Origin of the sequence: Parabacteroides sp. D25 (genome assembly GCF_000307475.1) — a bacterium.
In the GTDB taxonomy this organism is placed as follows: Bacteria; Bacteroidota; Bacteroidia; order Bacteroidales; family Tannerellaceae; genus Parabacteroides; species Parabacteroides distasonis.
This window is the reverse complement of record NZ_JH976502.1, coordinates 643,497-664,919: the sequence shown is the minus strand read 5'-3', so window position 1 is coordinate 664,919 and position 21,423 is coordinate 643,497. Positions and strand designations below refer to the sequence as shown.

Here is a 21,423-nt window from a genome sequence, read left to right as displayed (position 1 = left end):
AAGTTGAGAATTGAAAATTGAAAAGAACCAGACCTATCGGCTTGCTAATTTTCAACTTTCAATTCTCAATTCTCAATTATTTACTCTTATCGGATTAAGAAATTAAACTTCTCAATATTCTTCAAAGCGACTCCCGTACCTTTCGCCACGGCATGCAACGGATCCTCGGCGATATGGAACTGGATATTCATCTTATCCCGCAAGCGCTTATCCAAACCGCGAAGCATAGCGCCACCGCCAGCCAAATAGATACCGTTTTTCACGATATCGGCATATAACTCGGGAGGGGTTTGCTCCAAGGCACTCAAGATAGCCGCCTCTATCTTCGAGATAGACTTATCCAAACAGTGGGCAATCTCCTGATAAGAGACGGGTACCTCCATCGGTAAGGCAGTCATCTGATTCGGGCCGTGAACCACGTAATCCTCCGGAGCGTCCTCCAATACCGTAAGCGCGGAACCCACGTTGATCTTGATACGCTCGGCCATACGCTCACTCACCTTCACGTTGTGTTGGCGACGCATATACTCCACGATATCAGCCGTTAAATCGTCACCCGCCATACGGATTGATTTATTCGACACGATACCACCTAAGGAGATGACAGCGATCTCGGTAGTACCACCGCCTATATCCACGATCATATTACCCTCGGGGGCCAAGACATCTATACCGACACCGATAGCGGCAGCCATCGGCTCAAAAACCATGTACACATCACGTCCACCGGCATGCTCGGCAGAGTCTCGCACGGCACGTATCTCTACCTCCGTACTACCTGAAGGGATACCGATCACCATACGTAAGGACGGAGCGAACCAGCGCTTCCTTCCGCTCGCCATCTTGATAAAGCCGCGAATCATTTGCTCGGCAGCGTAAAAATCCGCGATAACTCCCTCACGAAGCGGTCGTACGGTACGAATATTCGGGTGCGTCTTCTCGTACATCTCACGGGCCACCTTACCGACAGCCAGCACCTTGTCCGAGCGAGCATCCAAAGCAATCACCGAAGGTTCGTCTACCACCATCTTATCATTACACGTGATAATGGTATTGGCGGTACCCAAATCTATGGCAACTTCTTGTGTGAAAGAAAACAATCCCATTAGTCTTATTATTAATGTTTAAAATGACGAACACCTGTCTTCACCATAGCCAAACCATGTTGGTTACAGTACTCGACAGACAACTTATCATTGATAGAGCCTCCCGGCTGGATTACGGCCGTGATACCTGCTTGGTCTGCGATCTCAACGCAATCGGGGAACGGGAAGAAAGCGTCGGAAGCCATCACGGCGCCATTCAAGTCGAAGCCGAATGATTTAGCCTTCTCTATGGCTTGTCTCAAAGAGTCCACACGAGAGGTCTGCCCGATACCGCTGGCGCAAAGCTGCTTGTTCTTCACCAAGGTGATCGCGTTGGACTTGCTGTTCTTCACGATTTTGTTGGCGAACAACAGGTCCTCAACCTCCGAGGCTGTCGGCTGCTTATCCGTCATAGGCTCCAAATCAGCCTTACCTTGGATGCTCAAGTCCTTCTCCTGCATCAAGACACCATTCAATAAAGAACGGAACTGCATCGGGCAAGTCTTGCAATCCTTACGGATCAAGATGATACGGTTCTTCTTCTGTTGAAGTACCTCCAGCGCGTCAGCGTCGTAAGCCGGAGCGATAATCACCTCGAAGAAAATCTTGTTGATTTCCTCGGCCACTTCCTTGTTAATCGTAGTATTCGTGATCAAGATGCCACCGAAAGCGGAAACCGGGTCACCGGCCAAAGCCTCTTTCCAAGCCTCAACCACATTACCGCGGGAAGCGATACCGCAAGCGTTATTATGTTTTAAGATAGCGAACGTCAGCTCGTCGAACTCATCGATCAAGTTCACGGCAGCGTCGATATCCAATAAGTTGTTGTAAGAAATCTCTTTTCCATGGATTTGATCGAACATATCGTTAAACTTACCATAGAACTTAGCGGCTTGATGAGGATTCTCGCCATAACGCAAATGCATCGGACTATCTACCGTTGCACGGAAATGGGAACCTTCGCGGCCATCAAAATAATTGAAGATAGCGGAGTCGTAACCCGAGGAAACGGCGAACGCCTCTTTGGCGAACCATCTACGATCCTCGATGCTTGTCTCAGCGCCCTTCTCGTTCAAAAGATCCATCAACGGCTGGTATTGAGCCTTGGAAGCTACGATTACCACATCCTTGAAGTTCTTCGCGGCGGCACGTATCAAAGAGATACCGCCTATATCTATTTTCTCAATAATCGCTTGTTCCTCAGCGCCGGAAGCGACAGTCTCCTCGAAAGGATATAGGTCAACGATAACCAAGTCGATCTCCGGGATCTCATATTCGGCTAATTGTTTCTGGTCATTCTCGTTCTCGCGGCGAGCCAAGATACCACCGAACACCTTCGGATGAAGCGTCTTCACACGACCGCCCAAAATAGACGGATAAGAAGTCAAGTCCTCTACCGCATCACAAGGCAAACCCAATGACTCGATAAATGATTGAGTACCACCTGTTGATACAAAGCTCACACCCTCGCTATGCAATTTCTTTAGGATTTCGTCCAGCCCGTCTTTGTGAAACACAGAGACCAAGGCACGTTTCATTCGTTTCGTTGCAGCCATCTTTCTATTTTCGTTTACTTTAATGTTTTAGAGCACAAAAGTAGATATTTATTTCCAATCCAGCCTTATTATTCAGATAAAAACAAGGCAACCATACCAAATTTCATCCATAGCCAAAGAAACATGAATCCATCGCACATGATACGGGAGACGGGGCACGCCCCGTCTCTACAACATATGACATTGCCCTAAGATAATGAGATTTCCTTTGTTAATAATAGAAGATCGCCCAATTTGACATTCTGACATTTTGTATTCTAAAGCTCCAGAGAATCGAATATTTCGCCCCAGAGTACAGTCGGTTTCCATATTTGAGAATAAAAATCCGCAATTAGTTATCTTCCAAGGATATATCGTTTTTGGAGCTTTTATTCTAGCGAGGATTCCCGTCTCTTATCACCCTCAAACATACAAACAATAGACTTCTTATTCGAAAACAATAGACTTTTCACTCGAAAACAATAGCATTCGTAGTCGAAAGCAACTAACAACGCCGCCGTAAACACCCTACAACTGGATCGTAACAACCTTACAATGCCTATCCGCAGCATGAAAAGACAACCAAATCCTCTCTTTTCTCCCCTCTATTCCCGCTATTTCAGTCTATTCAAAGGAATGGCTTGTCAGCGAAAAGCGCCCATCCCAAGCAAAAAGCCACGAATAAGCGAATTACGCAGACAAGCCATTTTAGTGATGAGAACTATCGTCCACCAGTAATCAGCAATAAAAAGGAAGGGACACACCGCCTCATCCCGCCATACAAAGCGAGTCCGATCCCTATCACCACACAGGCAGATCCCAAATACAAGCCTATCACCTCTAACTCAGACCCCGGAGGGAGATACCGAACCACCACCTTGATAGCCAACGCCAACGGCATCCCATGATAAGCATAAACAAAGAAGCTGCTCCCCGCCAGAAAACCGCTTACCCGACAAAGCCCTCGCTCCAAACAGGTCGCCGTGAGGCTGATAAAGCACACGCACCCCACGATAATCCCCACGTTATGCAGGTATCGGCACCATGGTTCTCCCATAAAACAGAGGTCGCACACAGCCAAAATCGCATAAAGCCCTACTATGCAGCAAATAAGCGATAGGGGTCTTACACATATTCTACCTCCTTTAATATCTGCTGGCCAATAAAAGGGCTTAACCCTTTAAGGGTGACTATGTCCACTTTCAATCTGTCAAAAAGCTTCTCTAATATCTCACAAGCCAAAAGGAAATTGGAATAAGTCTCTTTATCATCCTCAAAGTCGATCAATATATCCACATCACTACTTTCCGTATTGCTCTCACGAACAGTAGAGCCAAAAAGCCCCAACTGCTTTACACCGCAACTCTGCGACAAAGGCTGCTTTGCTTTCCGAAGAAGAGATATGACAGATTGTTTATTCATTACACAATTGGATATTAATGTATAATGCAAAGATAAGCAATATTTTTCGTACCTTCTCATTTAAACCGCGTATCGTTTGCTTAAATGAGATTAATATACTTACTTTGCGATAAATAAACTTTTAATCAAACTATTAAACTATGGATATACTAAATTCTCATTTACCTTTGTCTATAACTACTCAAAGCAACTACAAATGACACAAAAAGAATCTATCCGCTTATTCGAAGAAAGAAAAGTTCGCGCCATATGGGATGACGAACAAGAGGAATGGTATTTCTCGATCGTTGATGTTATATCTATTTTAACAGATAGCCCCAACCCTCGAAAATACTGGAGTGTATTAAAAACCAGATTGAAAAGAGAAGGTAGCGAGTTGACTACAAATTGTAGTCAACTGAAAATGCAGGCCGCTGATGGCAAGAAATATTTAACCGACGTAGCCAATACCGAGCAACTCTTCCGCCTTATCCAATCAGTACCATCTCCAAAAGCAGAACCTTTTAAGTTATGGATCGCCCAAGTAGCGAAGGAACGTTTGGATCAAATGCAAGACCCGGAATTGTCTATCGAGCAAGCCATGGCCGATTATAAACGATTGGGCTATTCGGATAATTGGATCAACCAACGATTGAAATCCATCGAGATACGGAAAGATCTAACAGACGAATGGAAGAAGAGAGGACTGGAAGAAGGCCTCCATTTCGCTACATTAACCGACATAATCTATAAGTCATGGTCCGACATGACCTCCAAGGAATATAAACGATTCAAAGGATTAAGAAAAGAGAATCTTCGAGATAATATGACAAACAAAGAGCTTGTATTAAACATGCTGGCCGAGTTATCTACCAAGGAAATATCAGAAGCATCGGAACCAGACACCTTTAGCGAGCACATAAATGTCGCCCAACAAGGAGGCGAGGTGGCTCGTAACGCCCGATTAGAGCTGGAAGCCAAAACCGGGAAAAGCGTTATCTCACCGCTCAACGCCCAAAAGATAATTAGCCTAAAAAAGGGAGAGAACGAGCGGGATGTATGACATCCAATGATAAGATAAACAATATTTTTCGTACCTTTGCATCCTCAATCGCAATTTAATAGGTATACGAAATATGATAACAGTTAACAATCTGGACGTACAGTTTGGAAAACGCATCCTTTTTCAGGATGTGAACATGAAGTTTACACCGGGCAATTGCTACGGTATTATCGGTGCTAACGGGGCCGGAAAATCTACGTTTCTTCGTGTAATCAGCAAGCAATTGGACCCTACCAGAGGTAGCGTTAACCTAGGACCGGGCGAACGCCTTTCCGTATTGAGCCAAGATCACTTCGCGTTCGATGAATATACGGTAATGGATACCGTATTGATGGGGCACACGACCTTATGGGAGGTGATGAGCGAGAAAAACGCCCTTTACGAGAAACCTGATTTCAGCGACGCCGACGGTATCCGCGTATCGGAACTGGAAGAGAAATTCGCAGAGATGGAAGGCTGGAACGCAGAGAGCGACGCCGCCAACCTATTGAGCGGACTAGGCATCAAGGAGGATTTGCATTATATGTATATGAAGGACTTGAGCGGTAAGCAGAAAGTACGTGTCTTATTGGCCCGTGCCTTGTTCGGACAGCCCGATAACCTATTATTGGATGAGCCGACGAACGACTTGGACCTTGAGACGGTTTCTTGGTTGGAGAATTATCTCTCTAATTTCGAGCATACCGTATTGGTTGTTAGCCACGACCGTCACTTCCTCGACTCCGTTTGTACGCATACCGTGGATATCGACTTTGGTAAATTACAATTATTCGCCGGAAACTATAGCTTCTGGTACGAGTCTAGCCAGTTAGCCCTTCGTCAACAGCAGAACCAGAATAAGAAAGCCGAGGAGAAGAAGAAAGAGTTGGAAGAATTTATCCGCCGTTTCAGCGCCAACGTAGCGAAGTCCAAGCAGACCACCAGTCGCAAGAAGATGTTGGAGAAGCTGAATATCGAGGAGATCAAACCGTCCTCACGCCGCTATCCGGGAATCTTGTTCACGCCTAACCGCGAACCGGGCAACCAGATCCTAGAGGTGAAAGGATTGTCGAAGAGTATCGACGGACAGGTATTGTTCAAGGACTTGAACTTCTTCGTGGAGAAGGATGACAAGATCGTATTTATCAGTCACGACCCTCGTGCCATGACCGCCTTGTTCCAGATCATCAACGGTGAGGAGAAAGCGGATGCCGGTACGTATCAGTGGGGACAGACGATCACGACCTCTTATCTTCCTCTCGATAACTCCAAATATTTCAATACAGATATCAACCTGCTCGATTGGTTATGCCAGTTCTCGCCGGATACTAACGAGGTATTCTTGAAAGGCTTCCTCGGACGTATGTTGTTCTCGGGCGAGGAGCTTATGAAAAAGGTAAGCGTACTTTCCGGAGGTGAGAAGATGCGTTGTATGATCTCACGTATGATGCTCACCGACGCCAACTGCTTGATCTTGGATACTCCGACCAACCACTTGGACTTGGAATCCATCCAAGCCTTCAATAATACGTTGAAGACATTCAAGGGAAATATCCTGTTCTCCAGTCATGACCACGAGTTCATACAGACCGTGGCGAACCGTATCATCGAGCTGACTCCTAACGGTATCATCGATAAGATGATGGATTACGATGATTACATCACAGATCCGGCTATCGCGGAGTTACGGGAAAAGTTATATTCGAAATGAAAAAAAGATTATTATTCATACTAATCGTTTTTATCGCATGGCTACCGGTTTTTGTTATTCAAAAACCGGTATTTATGTTTTATCAGCATGCGTTGTCCGAGGCTTGTACCTTCACGGACTTCCTACAGGTTATGCTTCATGGGCTGAAGCTGGATTGTACGATAGCGGGATACCTTACGGCCATCCCTCTCCTATTGACTCTAGTATCAGTTTGGCTTCCGGGCGCTTGGTTGAAGAAGGTATTGAAAGGGTACTTCTTGATCATGGGAATTCTGGTATCTGCGATCTTCTCCGTAGATGTGGCTTTATACAGCTTTTGGGGATTCAGGTTGGACGCTACTTTATTCTTCTACCTGCAATCGCCTGCCGATGCGATGGCGAGTGTTCCGTTGGGATTGTTCTTTATCCAATTATTGGTATTCGTGGCATATGCGCTAGGTATCTATGCTTGGTTCACCTTCATCCTCCGGTTCGCACCAGTAAAGCCTAGCTTTCCACCTACGGGATTGGAACAATTGGGAAGTACTTTCGCCATCCTCTTAGCGGGGGGAATATTGTTTATTCCGATCCGGGGAGGCGTAACTACGTCTACGGCGAATGTCGGCATGGTTTATTTCAGCCAGAACCAGTTCTTGAATCATTCGGCGATCAACCCGTGTTTCAGTCTGATAGCCTCATTGAGTAAGCAACAGGATTTTGCCTCGCAATTCGATTTCTACCCGGAGGAAAAGCGGAAAGCCTTATTCGATACGCTCATTCAAGCCCAAGACTCCTTATGCCCGGGAGATTCCATACCTACAGAGCCTGTCAAGCTATTGACAACGACTCGTCCCAATATTCTCATTATCATCATGGAGAGTTTCACGGCAAATGCTATCGAGGCTGTTGGCGGTGAGCCGGGAATTACGCCGAACTTGAATCGGCTGAGCAAAGAGGGTGTATTATTCACGAACCTATATGCCAACTCGTTCCGTACCGATCGAGGCTTAGTCTCCGTATTGAACGGCTATTTAGCCCAACCCACCACCTCCATCATGAAGTATCCGGTGAAAAGCCAGACCCTTCCATCTATCGCAAAGAGTCTTAACAAAGAAGGATATACGGCAGATATGCTCTATGGAGGTGATATCAATTTCACGAATATGCAAAGTTATTTCTATAGTTCCGGCTACAGCAAGATAACGGCAGACCGTGATTTTCCCTTGAGTAGCCGTCTGAGTAAATGGGGAGCAAACGACGATATCACGTTCTCGCATCTTTACGAGGATATCAAGCAAAGACCAGTCGACGGCAAACCTTGGTTAAGTACATTCCTAACATTAAGTAGCCATGAGCCTTTCGAGGTCCCGTTTCACCATTTGGAGCATCCCTATCTAAACTCCGTCGCATTTACGGACAGCTGTATCGGCAATTTCATTGATACGTTCAAGGAACTGCCGGCATGGAAAAATACGGTAGTCATCTTTGTCTCCGACCACGGATACCGTTACCCTGAAAACATGCAGGAGTACGGACCTTTGCGTTTCCACATACCTATGCTATGGCTAGGTGGAGCGATCGCTGAACCTAAAGTGATCGATACGTACGCAAACCAGACCGATTTGGCAGCCACCTTATTAAATCAGATGGGTCTCCCCACAGATGAGTTCTCATTCAGCAAAGATATATTGAATCCTTGCGTCCCGCATTACGCCTTTTATACATTCAATAATGGATTTGGCTTTATAGACGAATCCGGTGTTTCCGTATACGACAATGAAGGGAACAAGATTTTAGTAGAAGAACCTGAAAGCGGAAACGAGACCCGCTTGGAGAAAGGAAAAGTCCTATTACAAACTTTATACGACGATCTGGGAAATCGATAACGACAGATATAAAAAAGGCCGACTTACACAAGCCGGCCTTTTTTATTTATATTAATAATATTCTTACTTAGCGTAGCTTACCGCACGAGTCTCACGGATCACCGTGATCTTAACCTGTCCCGGATAAGTCATCTCATCCTGAATCTTCTTAGCGATCTCAGCGGACAAGTTCTCGGTGTCCTTATCGTCAATCTTATCAGCGCCAACGATGACGCGCAACTCTCTACCCGCTTGGATAGCGTAAGTCTTGACGACACCCGGATACGATAAAGCCAATTGTTCCAAATCATTCAAACGCTTGATATAAGCCTCTACGATCTCACGACGTGCTCCCGGACGAGCACCTGAAATAGCGTCGCAAACCTGTACGATCGGAGCCAACAGCGTCTGCATCTCCACCTCATCGTGGTGAGCGCCTACGGCGTTGCAAATATCCGGTTTCTCCTTATATTTCTCGCAAAGCTTCATACCCAAGATAGCGTGCGGCAATTCCGGCTCATCATCGGGCACTTTACCAATATCATGTAACAATCCGGCACGTTTCGCTTTCTTCGGGTTCAAGCCCAACTCGGAAGCCATCACGGCACAAAGGTTGGCCGTCTCACGAGCATGTTGCAACAAGTTTTGTCCATAAGAAGAACGATACTTCATCTTACCGATCATACGGATCAATTCCGGATGCAAACCGTGCACACCCAAATCGATCACGGTACGCTTACCAGTCTCTACGACCTCGTCTTCCACTTGCTTCTTCACCTTCGTTACCACCTCCTCGATACGAGCCGGATGGATACGTCCGTCCTGTACCAATTGATGCAAGGCCAAACGAGCGATCTCACGGCGAACCGGATCGAATCCGGAAAGAACGATAGCCTCAGGCGTATCATCCACCACGATCTCAATACCGGTAGCGGCCTCCAAAGCACGGATATTACGTCCCTCACGACCGATGATACGGCCTTTGATCTCGTCCGATTCAATATGGAACACGGTAATAGAGTTCTCGATAGCCGTCTCCGTCGCTACCCGTTGGATAGACTGGATCACGATCTTCTTCGCCTCCTTATTAGCGGTCATCTTCGCCTCCTCGACGATCTCGTTGATGTAAGAAGCGGCTTGCGTCTTTGCCTCATCCTTTAAGGACTCGATCAAACGCTCTTTGGCTTCCTCGGCGGACAACCCGGAGATAGCCTCCAAATGCTCCACTTCCTTCTGATGAAGTTTATCCAAATCTTGCTTCTTCTTCTCCACCAACTCCAACTGAGAAGATAAATTCTCCTTTACAGCCTCTACCTCGTTATTCCTACGCTGTAACTCTTCCTGACGTTGATTCATCGTCAGTTCTCTTTGTTTCAATTTAGTCTCGACAGACTGGATCTTAGCGTTACGCTGTGATACCTGTTTTTCCAAGTCCGCTTTCAAATGAAGAAACTTCTCCTTTACTTCCAGCATCTTGTTCTTCTTTATCACCTCGGCCTCCTTCTCCGCCTCTTGAAGCACGGAGTCGTACTTCGACTTCAGAAGGAAACGCATGCCCAGCCACGCAAGCAACCCACCAATGATGAAGGTTACTACCGGTATGATTATATACATTCCAACCATTTAACTAATAATTTAAGATTCATTTATTTATATACAAAAAAAGCACTACCATCACACGGTCTCACCGTGCAAAGCAGTGCGGAAACTCTCTTCTTACAATATGTATGTTATTTCTTCAGATATCCTTCCAACTCGGTTGTAAGCTCCTGTATCTTATCCGTAAAAGGATTTGTATCATTCCGTTTTTCCAACTCCAGATTATGCATCGAGAGTTGAAAAGCCACCATGGCTAACAAATCTTTCGTATCCACCTCGACCGCGAAATGCTGCCTGTATTGAAGAATCTTGCTGTTGATCTGATCAGCGGCGGCACGCGCCAACTCTTCCTCATGACGTTTGATCGTAAGCGGATATTTCTTTCCGGCTATCACTATATTTATAAGAAATTCTTCGTCCATCGCTTCTATTCATTTAAAAGTGCGATGCACTTGTCTACTTCCCGCACTAATTTTGATAACCGCATCCGGGCGTTCTTCATCTCTTCCTCGTTCGTGGAAACAATTCGCGCCGTCAGCATGTTATCACATTTGGCATTCAATCCTTCAATCATATCCTTCGCCTGCCGCAACTCCTCGTCTTTAAGGCTCAAAGCAGCTGTAAGTTCGTCAATTCTACGTTTCTGCTGATCGCATAACGCCATCAAATCACGAACTCTAACCTCAAATACAGCTAACAATCTCTTATGATCTTCGGTCATTTCACACCAAATTCTACACAAAAGTAAGTTTTTGAATTGAATTAACCAACTGTAGACTTAATTATTTTGACAGAAAACGTATGGACAAATAAAAAGGCCGTCCAAAAAAATCGAACAGCCCTCCCTAATTCTTGTAAACGTTCCTCTTGTTTACACTAAAGAAACATACATTTCACCTTCAATCTCCTCGAAAGCTAATTTACCTTCTTTCGCCAACCAACCAAAAGCGGCGTACATATCTTTTTCCGCTTTAATCTTCGTGGCTTTCTTCACTGCCTTAAAACTCATTTTACCGCCTTCATTTAAAACGTTCCATACAAGGCCGGCGTTTGTACCAATTAATTCAATCATTTTATGATAACATTTGATTACTGGGGACAAATTTATAGATTAAATGATTAAAACAAAAGATTATAGATGTTTTTTAGCATAAAAGATGGACATTTTTCGCTTTGTAAACAATATTAACACGGTTATAACGTTATTTTTCCTCTGTTTTCTCGGCATATCAGTTCCGCTTCCACGTTTACCGCTGAGACATATCTTTTTAATAAGTCAACCGAGTAACCACCCGCTTCCAATAAGCCCTCCTTACCGGAATAACCATTCAGAATCATTAACAATGAAGTGGTCGACATTTCAATCTTGGTACGTTCCTCATCGCTGGTAGGCGTTCCGACACCCGCTACTCCATCCCTGTAGACTGGAAGACCGGCGATATTCAATTTACCACGTCCGATACCGTGATAAATTTCCCCCTCTTTTCCGACACCTAGTTCCAATCCGCCTACAATCTTATCCGCGTCAAATCCTCCGATAGAATAACCGCTACGGATAGAAACCAGATTGACGATATCCACCAAGGTATCTATCTTATATAAAGGAAGCCCGCGAAGTATCCGCCGTCTTAACGCCTCGGCGGAAGGGCGATACCGATTCGGGTCTTTCCCCAGACGTTTATAAGCCTGACGGGTAGCGAAAATAGGAGTCCACTTATTAATATCCTCTATCTTACAGGTAGAACGGATGTCCTCCTCAACACGGGTTATTTCTTCCCAAAGTCGTTCATCGGGCTCCGTGTTCTTTACTTGGCAGGCGATAGCCAACACGTGAAGATCGGGGCAAGCCTCCGATATCTCAGATGAAAGAGTGATTGAAATCATGTCTATTATAAGTTTGAGCCAATATAACTAAGATTTTTTCAAGCATATCCCGGTAAGGATCCGGCCGCTTTTGACACCGAGGCGACGAGCGGAGAAATAATCCTCATACCGAATATAAGTACAGATGCCAGCGATCTCTATATGCTCGGAGAGCAATCCTGCCTCTAACAATTGTAAACGGTTGGTTTCCCATAGATCGATATGCGCTTTTTGAGTCTCCGCATTACGTCGAAGAATCCGCTCCATTGGGAAGCCCGCCATTTGAAAAGCTTTTACGACTTCCTCTCCCACCTCAAATGCCGCTTGACTGATAGAGGGACCTATTCCGGCAACCAATTGAGTAGGATCGCAATCGTATGCCTCGATCATCAAGCTTGCCGCCTTACGAGCTATGTGTAAAACCGTACCCCGCCAACCCGCATGGACGGCAGCTACCACTTTACGATCTGGCGCATATAACAAGACAGGGACACAATCCGCCGTAGATACGGCTATACATACATCCGGAACATTCGTCACCAAAGCGTCCACGCCTTCCAAACGCTGCTTCCGCTCTTTATCATTCAGCGAAAGGAAAGATGCGTCGATCGCCAATACTCGATCCTCATGGGTCTGATGAGGTATAACCATATTCTCTAGGGAAATCCCGACCGCATCCGAAAGAAGTTCCAAGTTCTTCCGGATGAAGCCCGGATCATCCTCGGTATAAACGCCCGGATTCATCGAAGCGTACGTTCCCGTACTCACGCCGCCATGACGTGTTGTCGTAAAATGAGAAATGTCGCGGTATCCGCTTAACCCGGAGAACCGCGACACCTCTATTTGCTTATTTTCTTGTATCTTCATCTTCATCATCGTCCCAGTATTCCTCGTATTCCTCATCCGGGTCATCCTCGTCCTCGTCCACGGGGAAGATGTATTCGTCGTCGTCCTCAAATTCTAACGTGCTTACATCTATATTCTTATGGACAATTCGCTCTGCCTCATGGAAATTCTCCTTATTCAGCTCTTTCCATAAAAGGTCTTTCAACTCGACAATACCCAGTCCCGTGATAGAAGATATAAAGACATACGGAATTCCCTCCGGCAAGTCTTGCGACAAAGCCTCGATCAATTCCTCATCCAGCATATCGCTCTTGGTAATCGCCAATACACGGCGTTTATCCAGCAATTCCGGATTATACTTCACCAATTCATTATGCAAGATCTCGTATTCTTTCTTGATATCATCCGCCTCTGCGGGAACCATGAACAATAACAATGAATTACGTTCGATATGACGTAAGAAACGAAGTCCCAAACCTTTTCCCTCGCTTGCTCCTTCGATAATACCCGGTATATCGGCCATTACGAACGAACGGTTATCGCGATAACTCACGATGCCTAAATTAGGCTCCAACGTAGTAAAAGGATAATTAGCGATCTTCGGTTTAGCGGCGGATACGACAGAAAGCAAGGTAGATTTACCCGCATTCGGGAAGCCTACCAAACCGACATCGGCCAGCAATTTCAACTGAAGAATCACCGTACGTTCCAATGCCGGCTCACCCGGTTGCGAATAACGGGGCGCTTGATTGGTAGCCGTCTTGAAGTTAAAATTCCCCAGACCGCCACGACCGCCTTTCAGCAACATCACTTGCTGACCGTCTTCCGTAACGTCGCAAATAAACTCTCCGGTCTCAGCATCGTAAACAACCGTACCGCAAGGAACCTCGATTACTCGATCCTCCCCGTCTTTACCCGAGCTACGCTTCGCGCTACCACTCTCACCATTGGTGGCCATGATATGACGCTCATATTTCAAGTGAAGGAGCGTCCAGTAATTCCGGTTACCACGGAGATACACATGACCTCCTCTCCCTCCATCGCCCCCGTCGGGACCTCCTTTCGGAATGTATTTCTCACGACGGAAGTGAGAAGACCCTCTTCCACCCTTTCCTGAGCGGCAATAGATCTTGACATAATCTACAAAGTTCGATTCAGCCATATTGGTTTATTTCAATTATTTTACGTTATTAACCGCCTCTTTGATACGACCGAAGATTTCCTCGATTGTTCCCATCCCTTTGATGGCCACGTGCTTGCCTTCACCTACATAGTAGTCTGCCAAAGGAGCTGTTTGAGTATGGTAAACATCCAGTCTGGATTTGATCGTCTCCAAGTTATCGTCAGAACGTCCGGATACTTTACCGCGCTCCAATAAACGCTTGATCAACTCCTCTTCCTCTACTTGAAGGTTCAACATAACGGAAACGTCTGTTCCACGCTCGTTCAACATCTTCTTCAAGGCTTTCGCTTGAGGGATCGTACGAGGGAAACCATCGAAGATTACGCCCTTAGCCGGCTTCTTGCTATCCAATACATTCGCCAACATATCAACGATCAACTCGTCCGGAACCAATTGTCCCTTCTCGATATAATCCTTAGCGATCTTGCCCAGTTCTGTCTCAGCCTTCATCTCGCCACGCAATACATCGCCAGTAGAGATATGATCCAAACCGTATTCTTTAATAATCAACTCACTTTGTGTTCCCTTACCTGAACCGGGAGCACCAAAAATAACCACGTTCAACATACTATTGTTCCTTTATTATATATAATGTATACTATTTTATTCCACAACCTTGTAGATATCCTTATATGAGCGGCCCAACTCATCATAATCCAAACCATGTCCCACGATAAAATCAGCGGGTATCTGTAAGCCTACATAATCCGGAGTCAACTCGCATTTCAAGGATTCCGGCTTGAAAAGCATCGTTGCCAATCTTACATCGGCGGCACCCTCGCTCCGAAGCTTCTCCATCACGTAGCTCATCGTAAAGCCCGTATCGATAATATCCTCCAATAAGATCACCATACGTCCGCGAATATCAGCCTGCACCGGCATGATCTCATTCAATATGCCCGTACTGGAAGTTCCTTGATACGAGGAATAACGAGCGAATGTCAGCTCATACGGAACATCCAGCTCACGCATCAGCTCGGCGACAAACATAAAAGCCCCGTTTAGCACACCCACGAATAGAGGATTTTTCCCTTCCACATCCGCTTTAATCTGAACGGCCATTTTAGCGATAGCCGCCTGAATATCCGACTCCGGAATAAACAGTTCAAATTCTTTGTCTTTTAGACGAATTCTGTCCATAAATCTTTCGGTTTTCGAGGGGACAAATGTACAACTTTTTCGGCGATGCACAAAAAAGTGTAGCAACATACCAAAGTTTGTTATACATTTGTAAGCAGAATAAAACCCCAGACATCTAGAATTATGATTAAGATATTCGCTACAGACAAGGTAAAGGAGCTCGACCAATATACGATTCAACACGAGCCAATTAGTTCGATCGACTTAGTGGAGCGTGCCGCTACGACGTTCGTCCATGAGTTTTGCCGGCGCTACTCCAAGCAGGTCCGCATCGTGATTTTCGCCGGTCAAGGCAATAACGGAGCCGACGCTTTGGCCATCGCCCGCCTTTTGAACGAGGAATCATACCGGGTAGAGACGTATTTATTCAACCCGACAGAGCATCTGTCCGTAGAGTGTGAGCAAAACAAGCAGCGTCTGCTCGACATGGAACGGATCGAATTTACGGAAGTGGTCCGTGACTTTGAGCCGCCGACGCTAACCGACCGAGACGTGGTGATCGATGGCTTGTTCGGTTCGGGATTAAACCGTCCTCTCACCGGAGGTTTCGCCGCTATGGTCAATTATATCAACCAATCCGAGGCGGAAGTCGTAGCGATCGATATTCCTTCCGGCTTATTCGGGGAAGATAATCGTAAGAATGACTCGGAGGCGATCATCAAGGCCAGCTTAACCTTGACATTCGGCTTCCCGAAACTGGCGTTTCTTTTTCCGGAGAATGAACAATACGTAGGCGAGTGGAAAATACTGGATATCGGAATCCATCCGGACGCAATTTATGAGACGGCTTCCCCTTACTCATTGGTTACGGAAGAAGATATATCCTATTCGTTAAAGTCTCGCAAACGTTTCGCCCATAAGGGAACGTTCGGACATGCTTTATTGATCGCCGGAAGTAAAGGAAAAATGGGAGCCGCCCTATTATCCGCGAAGGCATGCTTACGGAGTGGAGCCGGACTATTGACCGTGCATATCCCGACCCGAGGCGAATCAATCTTCCAGACCGCTTTCCCGGAAGCGATGTTAAGTCTAGACGCAAATCCTGATTATTTCTCTACGGTTCCCGAGATAGGTAGTTACTCCGCTGTCGGTATGGGACCGGGACTCGGACAGCATTTAGAATCCGCAGCAGCGATCGAACGTATCCTGCAATCCAGCACAAAACCAGTCGTTATCGATGCGGACGCTATTAATATAATGGCATCCAACAAGGACTTATTCAATAAGATCCCGCCACGGAGCATCCTCACTCCCCATCCGAAGGAGTTCGATCGGATAGCGGGTGAAAGCACGAACTCATACGACCGTTTGATGAAAGCGCAATCTTTCGCCGCCGAACATAAGATTTGTATCGTATTGAAAGGTGCTTATACCGCTATTTGTTCTCCGGCAGGAAACATTTATTTCAATAGTTGCGGAAATCCGGGCATGGCAACCGCCGGTAGCGGAGACGTGCTGACGGGCATCATCCTCAGCTTATTGGCGCAAGACTATTCTCCGGAAACTGCCGCTGTAGTCGGAGTATTCTTGCACGGTACAGCCGGTGATCTCGCCGCCGCTTTCCGCTCGGAAGAGAGCATGATCGCCAGCGACATCACGGATATGCTCGGAAAAGCGTTTAAGCAAATCAAATAAATCCAGCAAAAACAACGGGCGTTTTTACTCTCGTTTGTTACAATTACTACCGCTATTCCATATATTATACGGACTTACAGTGTACATATAGAATGGTGGTAGTAAATTTTCATGGTACCCCAACGCCTTTTGCTATCACATTTCAACCTTTTCTTACTCACTCGATAAATGTCGGCGATATCTTTTATGACAAAGCTCTGTAAAGTAGAGTTATTGTAACTGATACCATAACTATTACAGCAACATTTGGCTACATCATATAATGTATTTAGTGTATCCAAATCAGATATACTGCGTTGGCGATGTTTGTATATATTACTTGGCAAAGTCAGTACTACTGCGTTTGCCGACTAATAAATGACCGATTGCCATACACTTCCGTTAAAATAAATAAAAAAGGGAAAAGAGCTTACGTATCCCTTGCCCCAGAGTTGTCTCATATATAAAACACCGACAAATTTGTATTAACAATAAAGCTATACGTACATGAAAATAACAATCGTATCGTTCGCAATGGTAGCCGCTTTCGGTTTAATCTCCTGTGATAACACGAAGCATAACACATTGACCGAACAAGAGAAAGCGGAAGGCTGGGAACTTCTATTCGATGGGGAAACCTTGGATGGCTGGCGGGATTATAACGGAACCGCCTTGACCGGACCTTGGGAAGTTGTAAACGGAACCATCCAAGCGGACGGGCAAGGTAGCGATGCCAGCGGATACATCGTCACCGACAAGGCTTATGAGAATTTTGAGCTTTCGTGGGACTGGAAAATCTCGAAAGGAGGAAATAGCGGTTTATTATATCATGTGGTAGAACGTCCTCAATTCCCGGTTCCCTACGTTACCGGTCCCGAGTATCAATTGATTGATGATATCAATTTCGCGGAGCCATTGGAAGATTGGCAACGTTGCGGAGTGGATTACGCGATGTATTTACCGGACTTCAACACGATAAAAGTACATCCGGCCGGCGAATGGAACAACTCTAAGATTATTTTTGACAACGGACATGTCACCTACTTTATGAACGGGCACAAAACCGTAGAGTTCGATGCATGGTCTGATGATTGGTTCTCCCGCAAGAACAGCGGTAAATGGGCGAACGCTCCCGAATACGGATTAGCGCATAAAGGCTTGATTTGTTTGCAAGACCACGGTTATCCCGCATGGTTCCGTAATATCAAGATCAAGGAACTTCCCCGCAAGACACGAGAGGCTCGTTTATTCAACGGCGAGGACATTACGAACTGGGATAAATACGGTACAGAATTATGGTATGTAAAAGATGGTTTATTAGTATGCGAAAGTGGCCCGGATAAACAATACGGCTATCTAGCTACCCGGGAATATTACGACGATTTTGACCTTACCGTGGAATTTAAACAGGAAAAAGATGGTAATTCTGGCGTATTTATTCGTTCCTTTGTAGAAGAAAAAGACGTAAAGGTAAACGGCTGGCAAGTGGAAGTCGCCCCCAAAGGCTTTGACACGGGCGGTATCTACGAATCCTACGGACGAGGATGGTTGATACAGATCCCGGACGAGAAGGAGAACATCCTAAAACAAGGAGAGTGGAACACGATGCGTATCCGGGTACAAGGAGATAATGTACAAACTTGGCTCAACGGAGAGGAGATGGTAAACATCCGGGATGAAAAGATCGGAGCCGGTCAAGGACGTATCGCATTACAAATACATGATGGTGGCGGCATCAAGGTTCTCTGGCGCAACCTTCATTTACAAACATTATAGTATATCGTTTTCTTAAAATTTAATAGTTATGAAAAACATTTCGAGAAGAAGTTTCCTCAAGACCGGAGCCGTAGCGGCAGCCGGACTAACGATCGTTCCGGGTTCCGTGCTCGGTAAATCCTTTGGCTATACAGCTCCTAGTGACAAACTGAATATCGCGGGTATCGGTGTCGGCGGTATGGGACGTCGTAACCTCGCCAACATGAACACGGAGAATATCGTAGCTTTATGCGATGTGGATTGGCATTATGCGGACAAGACCTTCAAGGACTATCCGAAGGCTAAACGCTTTAAAGACTGGCGTGTCATGTTCGATGAGATGGGTAAATCCATCGACGCGATTATGGTAGCCACCCCGGACCATACACATGCCGGCGTGACTGCCCACGCAATCACGCTAGGCAAGCATTGTTATACGCAAAAACCGCTTACCCACTCCGTTTACGAATCACGTTTGCTTACCAAACTGGCGAAGAAATATAAGGTAGCCACCCAAATGGGTAACCAAGGTAACTCATTCGACTGGTGCCGGCAGATCGCAGAGTGGATACAGTCTGGCGTAATCGGCGATGTATATGAGGTACATTGTTGGACAGACCGCCCCATCTGGCCCCAAGGCTTGATGAAGCCAAACGATACCCCGAAGTGCCCGAAGACACTGGATTGGGATTTATGGATCGGCCCGGCTCAAAAGCGGCCTTATAATCCGGTCTATACCCCTTGGAACTGGCGTGGATGGTGGGACTTCGGAACCGGAGCCTTGGGCGATATGGCTTGCCATATCATGGACCCGTTGTATTGGGCACTCGACTTAAAATATCCGACCAGCGTAATCGGCAGCTCGACTTTGAGTAACCTGTACTCCCCACCTCACGCACAGATCGTAACGTATACATTCCCCGCACGTCCGCCCAAAGGAAATGTCAAGATGCCGGAAGTAAAAGTCTATTGGTACGATGGTGGCTTGATGCCTCCCCGTCCGGAAGAATTGAAAGACGGGCAGATGATGGGCGACGAGAACGGCGGTATCATCTTCATCGGAACGAAAGGAAAGATCATGACAGGCTGTTACGGAATGAACCCGACCTTATTACCGGTTTCCGACATGGAGCATTTCAACCAGCCCAAACCTACGATCCCGAGAGTGAAAGGCGGCAATGGAGACATATGGTCTACCAACGCCCATGAGCAAGACTGGATCCGTGCATGTAAGGAATCCCCGGAAAATCGTACGGAAGCCTCATCCAACTTCCAGTTCTCCGGTCCGTTCAACGAGATGGTCGTGATGGGAGTCTTGGCCGTTCGCCTCTCCGGACTGCAAGGTTTGCATCGTGAGTTGCAATGGGATGGAGAGAACATGCGGTTTACGAACATCTCCCCGAACGATAAGATCAAGATCGTCACGGTGGATGATTTCAAGGTAATTGACGGAGATCCGCGTTTCGACCGTCGCTTCGCCGAGTTTAACGCTGCGGAGATGGCCAACGAATGGATCAAGCATACGTATAACAACGGTTTCTCTTTGCCTGATATGCCAAGATAAACCTTTTAATAACAACCGAATATGATAAGACATATCTATAAAATAATGATAGCGCTCGTTTGCTGCCTATTGGCTATTCCAACCGAAGCGCAAACGAAAGCCGAGAAGAACGGATGGCGTCTAGGTATGCAATCCTATAGTTTCCATCTGTTTCCTTTGACGGAAGCTCTCGACAAGACGCAAGAACTCGGATTGAAGTATATCGAGATCTATCCCGGCCATAAGCTCGGAGGTAAATGGGGGGATAAAGTATTCGATTTCAATCTTGACGCACAAACCCAGAAAGAGATCAAGGAGCTAGCGACATCCAAAGGCATCAAGATCGTAGGAACCGGGGTGTATGTAGCCGAAAAGTCATCCGATTGGGAAAAGATGTTCAAGTTCGCGAAAGCGATGGACCTAGAGTTCATTACTTGCGAACCTGCTTTAAGTGACTGGGACTTGGTAGAAAAATTGTCTAAGCAATACAACATTAAGATCTCCGTCCATAATCACCCGCAGCCTTCCGACTACTGGAAACCGGAGAACCTGCTGAAAGCCATCTCCGGACGTAGTCAATCGCTTGGTTCTTGTTCCGACGTAGGCCATTGGCGCCGGGAGGGATTAAACCAGATCGATTGCTTAAAACAGCTCAAAGGCCGGATCATCTCTTTGCATTTCAAGGACATCGCTCCGAAAAAAGCAGGAGAGAAAGAGCAACACGACGTAATCTGGGGCACAGGCATCCTAGATGTAAAGGAAATGTTGAAAGAACTCAAATCCCAGAATTTCAAGGGAGTATTCTCTATCGAGTATGAATACAACTGGGAAAACTCAGTACCAGACATTAAAGAATGTATCCAATACTTCAATAAAACCGCAAACGAAATCTTATAATAGGGATTAGCATTAATTGACAGGTAGTAAGCGTATAGGCCCAAGGAATGTTCTCCTTGCCTATACGCTCCACCTTTCTAATAATACACGGGAATAAAATGGCATCTGACAACAAAATAATCGAATTGATCAAACAAGGAGATATAACCGCCTTTAATACCCTGTTCAAGTCTGTTTATCTCCAACTTTATATACATTGCCGGAAATTTATCCCCGACCCGGAAGACGCAAAAGACATCTTACAAAACGTCTTCCTCCGCTTCTGGGAAAAGCGTGAGAACATCGATATTCACACGTCTTTAAACGCTTATTTATACAGAGCTATACAGAACGAATGCCTCAATTACCTTCGTTCTACCGGAACT

The 21,423-nt window shown here is 46.0% G+C and carries 21 protein-coding genes; 8 read left to right on the top strand and 13 right to left on the bottom strand.

The annotated features are described in order from the left end of the window. Positions 1 to 86 precede the first annotated feature (86 nt). The 4 genes from HMPREF0999_RS09750 to HMPREF0999_RS09740 all read right to left on the bottom strand — a co-directional run bounded on the left by HMPREF0999_RS09750 (position 87) and on the right by HMPREF0999_RS09740 (position 4,042). Positions 87 to 1,106, bottom strand: coding sequence for a rod shape-determining protein (locus HMPREF0999_RS09750; protein ID WP_005854830.1), 1,020 nt, complete (start codon positions 1,104 to 1,106; stop codon positions 87 to 89). 11 nt (positions 1,107 to 1,117) lie between these two features. Next, positions 1,118 to 2,641: a bifunctional phosphoribosylaminoimidazolecarboxamide formyltransferase/IMP cyclohydrolase gene (gene purH / locus HMPREF0999_RS09745; RefSeq protein ID WP_005854829.1), complete on the bottom strand. Its 1,524-nt coding sequence runs from the start codon at positions 2,639 to 2,641 to the stop codon at positions 1,118 to 1,120. A gap of 700 nt (positions 2,642 to 3,341) precedes the next feature. Then, positions 3,342 to 3,677, bottom strand: coding sequence for a hypothetical protein (locus HMPREF0999_RS21865; protein WP_008780188.1), 336 nt, complete (start codon positions 3,675 to 3,677; stop codon positions 3,342 to 3,344). A 68-nt stretch (positions 3,678 to 3,745) separates the two neighbouring features. Beyond that, a complete protein-coding gene (locus tag HMPREF0999_RS09740; protein ID WP_005854828.1) occupies positions 3,746 to 4,042 on the bottom strand; it encodes a nucleotidyltransferase family protein in 297 nt (98 codons plus the stop codon). 196 nt (positions 4,043 to 4,238) lie between these two features. Between HMPREF0999_RS09740 and HMPREF0999_RS09735 the strand changes: the two genes are divergently transcribed. The 3 genes from HMPREF0999_RS09735 to HMPREF0999_RS09725 all read left to right on the top strand — a co-directional run bounded on the left by HMPREF0999_RS09735 (position 4,239) and on the right by HMPREF0999_RS09725 (position 8,639). Continuing rightward, positions 4,239 to 5,084, top strand: coding sequence for a Bro-N domain-containing protein (locus HMPREF0999_RS09735; RefSeq protein WP_008773381.1), 846 nt, complete (start codon positions 4,239 to 4,241; stop codon positions 5,082 to 5,084). A gap of 73 nt (positions 5,085 to 5,157) precedes the next feature. Next, positions 5,158 to 6,774, top strand: a complete 1,617-nt coding sequence (locus tag HMPREF0999_RS09730) for an ABC-F family ATP-binding cassette domain-containing protein (protein WP_005864892.1) — start codon at positions 5,158 to 5,160, stop codon at positions 6,772 to 6,774. Then, positions 6,771 to 8,639 (top strand): LTA synthase family protein, encoded by a 1,869-nt coding sequence (locus HMPREF0999_RS09725; RefSeq protein WP_008780187.1) that lies wholly within the window; start codon positions 6,771 to 6,773, stop codon positions 8,637 to 8,639. Before HMPREF0999_RS09730 ends, HMPREF0999_RS09725 begins: the two co-directional genes overlap by 4 nt. Positions 8,640 to 8,702: 63 nt before the next feature. Here HMPREF0999_RS09725 and rny read toward each other — a convergent pair whose 3' ends face one another. From rny to hpt, 9 genes are all read right to left on the bottom strand, one after another. After that, positions 8,703 to 10,241, bottom strand: coding sequence for a ribonuclease Y (gene rny, locus HMPREF0999_RS09720; protein WP_009275821.1), 1,539 nt, complete (start codon positions 10,239 to 10,241; stop codon positions 8,703 to 8,705). A 107-nt stretch (positions 10,242 to 10,348) separates the two neighbouring features. Beyond that, entirely contained in the window at positions 10,349 to 10,639 is a 291-nt protein-coding gene (locus tag HMPREF0999_RS09715; protein ID WP_005864888.1) for a cell division protein ZapA, read from the bottom strand. A gap of 5 nt (positions 10,640 to 10,644) precedes the next feature. Continuing rightward, positions 10,645 to 10,938, bottom strand: a complete 294-nt coding sequence (locus HMPREF0999_RS09710) for a hypothetical protein (protein WP_005864886.1) — start codon at positions 10,936 to 10,938, stop codon at positions 10,645 to 10,647. Positions 10,939 to 11,088: 150 nt separating this feature from the next. Beyond that, complete coding sequence (locus HMPREF0999_RS09705; RefSeq protein ID WP_005854813.1) at positions 11,089 to 11,289, bottom strand: winged helix-turn-helix domain-containing protein; 201 nt, start codon at positions 11,287 to 11,289, stop codon at positions 11,089 to 11,091. A 122-nt stretch (positions 11,290 to 11,411) separates the two neighbouring features. Further along, positions 11,412 to 12,101, bottom strand: a complete 690-nt coding sequence (locus HMPREF0999_RS09700; protein WP_009275820.1) for a B3/4 domain-containing protein — start codon at positions 12,099 to 12,101, stop codon at positions 11,412 to 11,414. A 27-nt stretch (positions 12,102 to 12,128) separates the two neighbouring features. Beyond that, positions 12,129 to 12,956, bottom strand: coding sequence for a peptidoglycan editing factor PgeF (gene pgeF / locus HMPREF0999_RS09695; protein WP_009275819.1), 828 nt, complete (start codon positions 12,954 to 12,956; stop codon positions 12,129 to 12,131). After that, on the bottom strand, positions 12,928 to 14,088 hold the full coding sequence (gene obgE / locus HMPREF0999_RS09690; protein ID WP_005854807.1) for a GTPase ObgE: 1,161 nt from the start codon (positions 14,086 to 14,088) through the stop codon (positions 12,928 to 12,930). Before obgE ends, pgeF begins: the two co-directional genes overlap by 29 nt. A 15-nt stretch (positions 14,089 to 14,103) precedes the next feature. Continuing rightward, positions 14,104 to 14,676, bottom strand: coding sequence for an adenylate kinase (locus HMPREF0999_RS09685; protein WP_005854805.1), 573 nt, complete (start codon positions 14,674 to 14,676; stop codon positions 14,104 to 14,106). A gap of 36 nt (positions 14,677 to 14,712) precedes the next feature. Next, a complete protein-coding gene (gene hpt / locus HMPREF0999_RS09680; protein ID WP_010183721.1) occupies positions 14,713 to 15,249 on the bottom strand; it encodes a hypoxanthine phosphoribosyltransferase in 537 nt (178 codons plus the stop codon). Between the two features lie 123 nt (positions 15,250 to 15,372). Here hpt and HMPREF0999_RS09675 point away from each other — a divergent pair, with 123 nt between their 5' ends. The 5 genes from HMPREF0999_RS09675 to HMPREF0999_RS09655 all read left to right on the top strand — a co-directional run. Then, positions 15,373 to 16,884 carry a bifunctional ADP-dependent NAD(P)H-hydrate dehydratase/NAD(P)H-hydrate epimerase gene (locus tag HMPREF0999_RS09675; protein WP_005854801.1) on the top strand — a complete coding sequence of 504 codons (1,512 nt, stop codon included), beginning with the start codon at positions 15,373 to 15,375 and terminating at the stop codon, positions 16,882 to 16,884. 486 nt (positions 16,885 to 17,370) lie between these two features. Beyond that, the gene (locus tag HMPREF0999_RS09670; RefSeq protein WP_009275818.1) at positions 17,371 to 18,639 is read left to right on the top strand and encodes a DUF1080 domain-containing protein; all 1,269 of its coding nucleotides are present in this window, start codon (positions 17,371 to 17,373) and stop codon (positions 18,637 to 18,639) included. Positions 18,640 to 18,667: 28 nt separating this feature from the next. Beyond that, positions 18,668 to 20,182, top strand: a complete 1,515-nt coding sequence (locus HMPREF0999_RS09665; protein WP_005854795.1) for a Gfo/Idh/MocA family oxidoreductase — start codon at positions 18,668 to 18,670, stop codon at positions 20,180 to 20,182. Between the two features lie 21 nt (positions 20,183 to 20,203). Then, the gene (locus HMPREF0999_RS09660) at positions 20,204 to 21,058 is read left to right on the top strand and encodes a sugar phosphate isomerase/epimerase family protein (protein WP_009275817.1); all 855 of its coding nucleotides are present in this window, start codon (positions 20,204 to 20,206) and stop codon (positions 21,056 to 21,058) included. Between the two features lie 98 nt (positions 21,059 to 21,156). Continuing rightward, on the top strand, positions 21,157 to 21,423 hold a 267-nt coding region (locus HMPREF0999_RS09655), incomplete at its 3' end, for an RNA polymerase sigma factor (protein WP_009275816.1).

Excerpts from the sequence above, each read along its gene's own strand:
- pgeF (WP_009275819.1), bottom strand. The coding sequence starts at position 12,956 with ATGATGAAGATGAAGATACAAGAAAATAAGCAAATAGAGGTGTCGCGG.
- rny (WP_009275821.1), bottom strand. The coding sequence starts at position 10,241 with ATGGTTGGAATGTATATAATCATACCGGTAGTAACCTTCATCATTGGT.
- HMPREF0999_RS09740 (WP_005854828.1), bottom strand. The coding sequence starts at position 4,042 with ATGAATAAACAATCTGTCATATCTCTTCTTCGGAAAGCAAAGCAGCCT.
- HMPREF0999_RS09725 (WP_008780187.1), top strand. The coding sequence starts at position 6,771 with ATGAAAAAAAGATTATTATTCATACTAATCGTTTTTATCGCATGGCTA.
- HMPREF0999_RS09675 (WP_005854801.1), top strand. The coding sequence starts at position 15,373 with ATGATTAAGATATTCGCTACAGACAAGGTAAAGGAGCTCGACCAATAT.
- HMPREF0999_RS09660 (WP_009275817.1), top strand. The coding sequence starts at position 20,204 with ATGATAAGACATATCTATAAAATAATGATAGCGCTCGTTTGCTGCCTA.
- HMPREF0999_RS09735 (WP_008773381.1), top strand. The coding sequence starts at position 4,239 with ATGACACAAAAAGAATCTATCCGCTTATTCGAAGAAAGAAAAGTTCGC.
- HMPREF0999_RS21865 (WP_008780188.1), bottom strand. The coding sequence starts at position 3,677 with ATGGGAGAACCATGGTGCCGATACCTGCATAACGTGGGGATTATCGTG.
- HMPREF0999_RS09730 (WP_005864892.1), top strand. The coding sequence starts at position 5,158 with ATGATAACAGTTAACAATCTGGACGTACAGTTTGGAAAACGCATCCTT.
- HMPREF0999_RS09715 (WP_005864888.1), bottom strand. The coding sequence starts at position 10,639 with ATGGACGAAGAATTTCTTATAAATATAGTGATAGCCGGAAAGAAATAT.
- HMPREF0999_RS09750 (WP_005854830.1), bottom strand. The coding sequence starts at position 1,106 with ATGGGATTGTTTTCTTTCACACAAGAAGTTGCCATAGATTTGGGTACC.
- HMPREF0999_RS09670 (WP_009275818.1), top strand. The coding sequence starts at position 17,371 with ATGAAAATAACAATCGTATCGTTCGCAATGGTAGCCGCTTTCGGTTTA.
- hpt (WP_010183721.1), bottom strand. The coding sequence starts at position 15,249 with ATGGACAGAATTCGTCTAAAAGACAAAGAATTTGAACTGTTTATTCCG.
- HMPREF0999_RS09665 (WP_005854795.1), top strand. The coding sequence starts at position 18,668 with ATGAAAAACATTTCGAGAAGAAGTTTCCTCAAGACCGGAGCCGTAGCG.
- purH (WP_005854829.1), bottom strand. The coding sequence starts at position 2,641 with ATGGCTGCAACGAAACGAATGAAACGTGCCTTGGTCTCTGTGTTTCAC.
- obgE (WP_005854807.1), bottom strand. The coding sequence starts at position 14,088 with ATGGCTGAATCGAACTTTGTAGATTATGTCAAGATCTATTGCCGCTCA.
- HMPREF0999_RS09705 (WP_005854813.1), bottom strand. The coding sequence starts at position 11,289 with ATGATTGAATTAATTGGTACAAACGCCGGCCTTGTATGGAACGTTTTA.
- HMPREF0999_RS09700 (WP_009275820.1), bottom strand. The coding sequence starts at position 12,101 with ATGATTTCAATCACTCTTTCATCTGAGATATCGGAGGCTTGCCCCGAT.
- HMPREF0999_RS09685 (WP_005854805.1), bottom strand. The coding sequence starts at position 14,676 with ATGTTGAACGTGGTTATTTTTGGTGCTCCCGGTTCAGGTAAGGGAACA.
- HMPREF0999_RS09710 (WP_005864886.1), bottom strand. The coding sequence starts at position 10,938 with ATGACCGAAGATCATAAGAGATTGTTAGCTGTATTTGAGGTTAGAGTT.